This window comes from Aminiphilus sp., assembly GCF_029975095.1.
Taxonomy (GTDB): domain Bacteria; phylum Synergistota; class Synergistia; order Synergistales; family Aminiphilaceae; genus Aminiphilus.
Genome location: NZ_JARKPW010000220.1, coordinates 1 through 7,369 on the forward strand (window position 1 = coordinate 1; position 7,369 = coordinate 7,369).

General features: G+C 62.7%; 6 protein-coding genes. 1 reads left to right on the forward strand and 5 read right to left on the reverse strand.

The genetic code is table 11. The features are described from left to right. From Q1K49_RS13490 to Q1K49_RS13510, 5 genes are all read right to left on the reverse strand, one after another. Positions 1-413 (reverse strand): ATP-binding cassette domain-containing protein (locus Q1K49_RS13490; RefSeq protein ID WP_300526503.1); only part of this gene is annotated, 413 nt, incomplete at its 3' end. Then, positions 410-1,459 (reverse strand): TetR/AcrR family transcriptional regulator, encoded by a 1,050-nt coding sequence (locus Q1K49_RS13495; protein WP_300526504.1) that lies wholly within the window; start codon positions 1,457-1,459, stop codon positions 410-412. The genes Q1K49_RS13490 and Q1K49_RS13495, both read right to left, overlap by 4 nt. 244 nt (positions 1,460-1,703) lie before the next feature. Further along, a complete protein-coding gene (locus Q1K49_RS13500; protein WP_300526505.1) occupies positions 1,704-2,456 on the reverse strand; it encodes a glucose 1-dehydrogenase in 753 nt (250 codons plus the stop codon). A gap of 494 nt (positions 2,457-2,950) precedes the next feature. Continuing rightward, complete coding sequence (locus Q1K49_RS13505; RefSeq protein ID WP_300526506.1) at positions 2,951-4,153, reverse strand: MFS transporter; 1,203 nt, start codon at positions 4,151-4,153, stop codon at positions 2,951-2,953. Between the two features lie 1,182 nt (positions 4,154-5,335). Next, on the reverse strand, positions 5,336-5,932 hold the full coding sequence (locus Q1K49_RS13510; RefSeq protein WP_300526507.1) for a DUF1847 domain-containing protein: 597 nt from the start codon (positions 5,930-5,932) through the stop codon (positions 5,336-5,338). Between the two features lie 335 nt (positions 5,933-6,267). Between Q1K49_RS13510 and Q1K49_RS13515 the strand changes: the two genes are divergently transcribed. Beyond that, positions 6,268-7,369, forward strand: a 1,102-nt coding sequence (locus Q1K49_RS13515; RefSeq protein ID WP_300526508.1) for a C45 family autoproteolytic acyltransferase/hydolase, incomplete at its 3' end; no start/stop codon positions are given.

Here is a 7,369-nt window from a genome sequence, read left to right on the forward strand (position 1 = left end):
CTGTCCGCGAGCCCCACCAGACCCAGGGCCTCCTCGGGGGGCATGGGGTTCGGGGCGATCTCCGTGATGAGCGCCACGTTCTCCCGGGCGGTCAGGCTGGGAATGAGGTTGTAGAACTGAAAGACGAAGCCCGCCACGTCCCTCCGGAAGAGGGTGAGATCCCGCTCGTCCGCGTCCGTGAGATTCCGGTCGCGGTAGAAGAGCGTGCCGCCGGTGGGGACGTCGAGCCCGCCCAGGATGTTCAGCAGCGTGGACTTGCCGCTCCCCGAGGCGCCGAGGAGCACCGCCAGCTCACCCTCGTGGAGGTCAAGGTCCACACCGGCGAGGGCCCGCACCTCCGTCTCCTCTCCGGGAAAGTAGACCTTCGTGATTCCCCGGGCTCGATAGAGCGGGGGAGACGAGGCCGTCGTCATCGCGTACCCCGCCTCCTCTCCGGGGCTGTCGGGGGGGATCCCGACGGAGTGCCCGTCCTTTCCTTGCGGCGGTTTTTGCCTGCGCGGGAAAAGGTGCGATCTCTGAACGTCTCGGCCTCGGAGACCGCCGCATCCCCACCGTCGGAGCGCCCGCCGCCGTCCGTACGCATACTGCCCTTCTGCGTGTTTTCGAGTGTGGCCGCCTGGTTTGCCTCCGCCGCCCGCGCTCCGCCGCGGTTCTCGTCACTTCCTGCAGGGGCTGTTTCCGCGCCGGTGGTGCTTGGGCGGATGCCCCGGTGTTGCGTATGTTCCGGCGTCTCCGGGCATGGCGTCTGCGCCGAAGCCCCTGCCGTGCTCGTCTCCTTTCCGAAGGCGAGCAGTTCCTTCAGCGACGCACGAGCCTTCTCCGTCACCCGGATGAAGAAACATCGCGCCGCGTCCCTGTCCGTTTCCCCGTCGGGAGCCAGTCCCCGGTCCAGGAGAAGCGCCAGGGCCTGAAGGGCATCCTCAAGGGAGATGCGGTTCTCCTCGGAGATGATGTCTCTTCCGGCGATGAGACCGTACCCTATGGTGGTCACGAGAAAGGCGAGCGCTTCCGGGGAGATGTCGCGCCGCATGATTCCCGCCTGCTGGAGCGCATCGAAGAGTTCCCGCCGCATGGAGAGGGCCATGGAGACCAACGTCGCGTCGCGTTTCAGAAAATCTCCGTAGAGCTGCCGGTCCCGCGTCACCAGTCCCTTGACGAAACGGTTCTCGTCCATGGCGGCGATGCTGTGGCGGAACATGGAGGCGAAGCTCCATCCGTCGGAATCGCCCTCGAAGCGGCGAAGCCAGTCCTCGGCGTACCGGGCAAGTTCCCGGTAGACCACGGCGCGGAACAGCGCTTCCTTGTCCCGAAACTCCAGATAGACCGCACCCTTGGAGATGTGGGCCTCCCGGGCGATTTCCTCCACGGAGGTCTTGTCGTAGCCCCAGCGGGCGAAGAGGCGCCCCGCCGCGTCAAGCAGTTTTTCCGAGCGGCTGTTCTTTTCGTCGAAGGGTTTCATGGGCTCTTTATAAACGATTGGACGGAAACGGTCAAACGGTCAAAAAATTCCGGTGCCCCTCCCTTCGACTCGGAAGCCGCCGCACGTCTCCCTTTTGTCTTGCAGCTCTGCTTCCACGCATCGCCATGTCGCGGCATGTTCGCGGCAGTCGGGTGCGGAGCGTGCAGCATGCACTTCGGCAAGGATCCGCCGAAGGCCGCCCCCGGTGTGTACGGCCGTTTCGAGAAACGTGTTCCGGAATGTCTCAGCGGTAGATCATCTTCCTGGTCATGCCGCCGTCGACGAGAAATTCCTGTCCCGTTACGAAGCCGCTCCGGGAAGAGGCGAGAAAGAGCACGAGGGCCGCCACGTCCTCGGGGCGACCCACCCGTCCCGCGGGGTGTTGCAGATGCTCCTCCGGGGTGAGGATCGGCTCCTCCCGCAGAGATGGTTTTTTCCAATCCCGTACCTCGATCCAACCCGGGCTGACGGCGTTCACGCGCACCTCCGGCCCCAGGCTCACGGCGAGAGCGTGGGTCAGCGCCACGAGCCCTCCCTTCGAGGCGGCGTAGGACTCCGTGTGCGGCTCCGACATGTGGGCTCTCGTGGAGGCGATGTTCACGATGCTTCCACGGTTCGCCCGGAGCGAAGGGGCGCACTCCCTGGCGCAGAGAAAGGCCCCGGTGAGGTTTGTGGCGAGCACGCGGTTCCATTCCTGGAGTGAGAGTTCCTCCAACGGTTTCTCGCACATGATCCCCGCGTTGTTCACCAGTACGTCGATGCGGCCGAACCGTTCCAGGCAGGAGGCGACCATGGTTCGTACGGAGTTTTCGTCGCACAGGTCGGTCTCCAGAAAGACCACTTCTCCCCGAGGCGACAGCTCTTCCTGAACGGTACTTCCCGCCTCCACGTCCTTTTCGGCGATGGCCACTCCCATGCCCGCCTCGACGAACATGCGGGCGATACATCGGCCGATTCCCTGGCCTCCTCCCGTGACGACGGCGACTTTTCCCTTCATGGCGTTTTCCTCCTTTGTCCTCGCTCAATGTTCAAAGAAGCTCTGAAAAATGCCGCGCCGATCTCGGAAAAACGTGACGCGATCGAGAGTGCGAGAGGGGCAATTCCTACTTGATCGGAGCTTCCTCAATTCTCAAAGCGACGGTCTTGCTTTCTCCGGAGTGATGGGGCCGGACCGATCTTTTTCGCCTCTTGCATTGCCGCGAATGCTCTTGCCGGACCTCGGCGCGGTGTGACGGCCGCGCTCGTACCGTTCCTGCCATGGTCTGCGTCGTTTCCCCCATGATCCGGTAATGCCGGGCTGCTGATACGCCTCTGAAACCTCCGAAAAAGTCCCCGAGAGGACGTTTTCTTTTCGGACGCTCCCTGGACGAATCCTCTGCGGTGGCACATGTTGTTCTCAAAGGAATCTGCGCGCAGTGAGGTCGCAGGGGCTTCGTCCGGGGAGCCTTTTTCACTCTCTGTCGCCTGTTTTTTGCCGGTTGTTTTGCCCGTCTATTCCGCCTGTTCCGTCTCCGCTGCTCCCGCGAACACGTTCTCTTCCGGGAGGGATCTTCCCGAGAGAAGGAGTACCAGAGCGGCCAGGGCGAGAAGGAGTGCGAAGGCCTCGAAGGCTCCGGTTCCCTGTCCGTACTGCACGGCCTTTCCGAAGAGCAGAGGGCCGAGGAAATAGCCCCCTCCCCAGAAGAAGAAGTAGGTTCCGGCGATGCCGCCCCGGATCTCCTCGGGGACGGTCTCGTTGACGAAGGCCAGGGAGGCCAGGTAGAAAATACCCAGTCCCGTTCCGGCGGCGCCGAGAGCGAACAGGGCGGCGGCGTCGCCGAGGAAGGGGAAGCCACCGATCCCTGCAGCGGCGAGAAGACAGCCGCCGATCATGAAGCGCCGGGTGCCGAACCGATCGCAGAGAGAGCCGCTCACGAGCTGGGTAAGGCTGATGGTGGCGTAGAAGAGCGTGAAATACGCGCCCATCCCCTCCGGGGAGAATCCCCGGACGGCGATGAGGTCTCCGGGAATGTGGGTGATGAAGAGACCGTATCCGGCCCCGTAGAGGGCGATGCCCGCCAGCGCTGGAGCGACGCTTCGGGACGCGACGACCCTGCGGAGCACCGCGAGGCTCGGCTTCGGCGTTGTCGCGGTCTGCTCTTTCCGGTCCGTGTTGCGGATCGTGGCGAGCACGAGCAGTGCTCCCAGGCCGCTCAACAGCGCGAAGATCAGGAAGAGGGAATCTTCCCCGGCGGCCCTGCTCAGAAGAAGTCCCGCGAAAGGGCCTGCGGTGAGTCCCAGGTGAATGGCCGCGTTGTAGAGCCCCACGACCTTTCCCCGCATGTCGGGAAAGAGGGCGGCGAACAGCGCCGGCCCCAGTGCCCAGATGGGCACTTCTCCCGCTCCCTGGAGAAGGCGCCCCGCGAAGAGGAAGGACAGGGACGTGCCGCTCCAGTAGAGCAGTCCCGCGCCGGCGCAGAGGAGGTATCCTCCGGCGAGAAAGGGCTTGAAACCCCACCGGTCGGCGAGCATGCCCACGGGAACCTGGAGTGCCACATAGGAAACAGCGAAGGCGGAGGCGAGATAGCCCACGGCATGGGTGGACCCGGCGGCGATCATGGTTTTTCCGGGAAGAACGGACATGATCATGCCCACGCCGAGCATGAGCAGCAGTGCGGAGGCGATGAGCCCCACGAGCGATGTGATGCGGGACACGACGATCAACTCCTCGTTTCGACGACAAAAGAACATCCTGAAGTACCGCATCGGAACAGCGGTACCCGTCGAACCCGCGGGGGAGACCGGCCTGCCTTAGAAGGAAAGCGGAAAGAGAAGCGGCGGCGGTACGATCAGGAACACACCACCAACAGTTCCCGCGGAGAAACTCCGGGGAACCCGTGCCGCAGAAAACACTGCGGCCCTTCTTCTTCCTTCGGGGAAATGAAACGGCCCGAGGATCAGACGAGACTGTTCCGGCGGTACTCCGTCCGTGTCGCGGTCATGCCCTTCGGGGGTGGGGGAGAGGGAAGAAACGGTGTTCGTCTCATGGAATTTTCCTTCTTTCCGTGTTTTGGTAAGGCGGTGGCAGCGGTTCCGCGTTCTTTCGGGAAAAATTTTCGCAGGAAGGAACAGTCTCCCTCCGCATTCGCTCCCGTACCATCCGTCGTCATTCCTCTTCCACGATCGTTTCCTGCAGATGCACGGGGAAACCATTCGTTTCCGTCTCGGAGCACCTTCGCAGAGAAGCCTTTTTGCACAGGCGTTTCCGTCGCGGTATCGCAGCAGCGCTTTTCCGCAACGAGATAGGAAAATATGCTCCCGACGCAAGTTTTACAGGAAAGCGCCCCGGTCGTCAAGGGCGATACGGGGCGTGTGTGACGGAACAGGGCAAAGACGATCTGCCATTCTTTATGGATGGGGGGGAGCGGTGTTTTTTCGGGTCTGGAGGAGGAGCGGCGTTCTTTCGAGCATGGGAGAGGCACGATGTTTGCGTTGCGTGTGTCCCCGCCTGCGCAAAAAGGTTTTCATGGTGTTCGGCGGCCGCTTGCGACGATGAGCCGCGTTTTTCCGGGAATGCCTTTTTGTGTCCGCTCACCAGTTCCATGTTGCGGGAGCGGCTGGACTCCATCCACGCCTCGTTGGTTTCGGCGCACCGTGCCCGTATCAGGCGCTGCCATGGGTCGGTGTTCGGGAAGCTTCGGACGACAGGGTGTTTTTTGCGTCTGAAGGGAGCGAAAAAAAGCGACGGTTCCGGACAGAGGATGAAAAGGAGAAAACGGCGGCGGAAGAGGCGGTTCGTTGGGGACGAAGAAGAAGCGGCTCTTCCGCCTGAACGCGAAATGTCACAAAACCGGTTTTGCCTGTTCTGTCTCGTGGAACCGGAAACAGCGCACCGTATCAGGAGAAATCCGCCTCGGTGCGCTCCCGGGGTTTTTGGCCCAGGTGCTTCCGCAGGTAGGGGCAGTAGACCGCGGCGAGGGGATTGTGCCCGAGCTTGCGGTCCTTGACGGCAAGAGTCGTCACGGGGCGGGTCCAGTTCTTGTGGAAGAGCATGTCGTGACCGACGCAGAGTCCGAGGAGCACTGCAAGCTCGCAGTCCGCCTCGGCGAGGACCTTCGCCTGCTGGGCGGGATTGCACGAGGCCTCGCCGAGCCAGGGCGCCCCCACGACGCCCAGTTCCTTTTTGCTGACGCCCCCCACCTTGCAACACACCGAGTGAAGGGTGAACTCCCGGGCGAAGATCTCCCCCACCACGGCGGCTTCTTCGGCCAGCCCCACGCAGAAAGCGAGGCCGATACGGGAAACGCCCATGCGACGGGAGAACTCGAGAATTTCGTCCAGGCGGCAGAGCATGCCGTAGTATTTCGCCTCCACCTCGGCGCCCACGGCGAGAATGCGCGCCGATTCCGGGTCCAGGTAGAGGGAGCGGCTTTCCTTCGGAACACAGGGGTTTCCTTCGGTACAGGGTTTTTCCTTGCACAGATCGCAACGCATAAGACGTCCTCCTTCGTGCTTTCCGACGCATCGATGTCGCATCGGATGCCGGTTCTCCAGAATCGAAGCGCGCACCGGGAAAACGCGGAACGCTGCTCGCGGGTGCTCGGATTCACCGGGAGCGGTCGGTTCGGATTTTTCCGTTGTTTTTTCCCCGACTCTCCCCAACTATACTACGGTATAATGACCTTCGATAGTGGTTCCCGTAACTGACTCGGCGAAACACTTCTCCGGCGCGCCGAACACTTTCCGTCCGCGGAGGTGCTTCGGCGCTCCGCGGAAGCAGCGGTGTCCCCCCGGGAAGTCGAAGGGGAAATCAAGGAGGGAGTGGAACTGTGAAAACGTCATCGAAAATGTGGTTTCTTGCGCTCTTTTGCGCCCTGTCTCTGTTTCTCCTCGGCGGATGCGGCGGAGGAGGCGGGGGTGGCGGTACGCCGCATCCGGCGGACAAGGCGGTGTCGGTGACCAACAAGGGGAACTACTACGAGATCGTGCTGAACTACAACGAGGGTTTTTCGCCCTTCGAGGTGGGACAGGAGTACGGAAGAAAGGTGCTCGTCACCGTTCCGGGGTACGAATCGGCCCTCGACTCCTACCTCGCCGAGCTGGCGGAGAGGACGGACTTCCTTTACCAACTCTTCCTCTCCCGTGCCGAGGAGATCCGAAAGAACCTGGATGCCACCTACCTGGAGGAACTGGAGGGCTTCGCGGACAACCTCATCACGGAGAACAAGCTCGGCGACGGCCGTCTTTCCGTGGACGAGTTCTTCCTCCTCAATCTCGTTCCCGATGTGGCTCGGGCCACGGCCTGCAACGCCCTCGCCGTGTGGGGCAACCGCTCCGTCACGGGCAAGACCCAGCTCGTCCGGAATCTGGAGTGGTTTTCCGGAAGCCAGGAACAGCTCTCCCGGGTGAACGCCGTGACCGTCGTGAAAAACGGTACCCGCTCCTACGCCATGGTGGGGTACGTGGGGATGCTCGGCATGCTCACGGGCTTCAACAGCAGGGGAGTCTTCGCGGCGGTCCTCGACTCCCAGACGGGAAGCGAGTACAGCTACACGGGATGTCGCTCCTACACCTTCGATCTGCGGCGCGCCGTGGAGAACGCCGCAGCGCTCGGCGACGTGGCGGACGACATGAGAAACTCCCAGAGGAACTACACGGTGAACCACCTGATCTTTCTCGCGGACGGACGAGAGGCGCGGGTGCTGGAGAACAACCTCCGGGGCCTCGGCACGAACGTCTCCAGACGGGTGCGCACCGCCAGCTCCGAGACGAACCCGGGGTTCAACCCCGGCATCGCCTGGGGAATCGACGAGTCCATCGCGGTGGTCAACTCCTTCGTTCTCCTGGGAAACACGGACAACCACACGCCTTTTCCCACGAACGCCATGCGTTGGAGCTCTATGGCGACGCAGCTCCGCCTCGCGGGAGAAC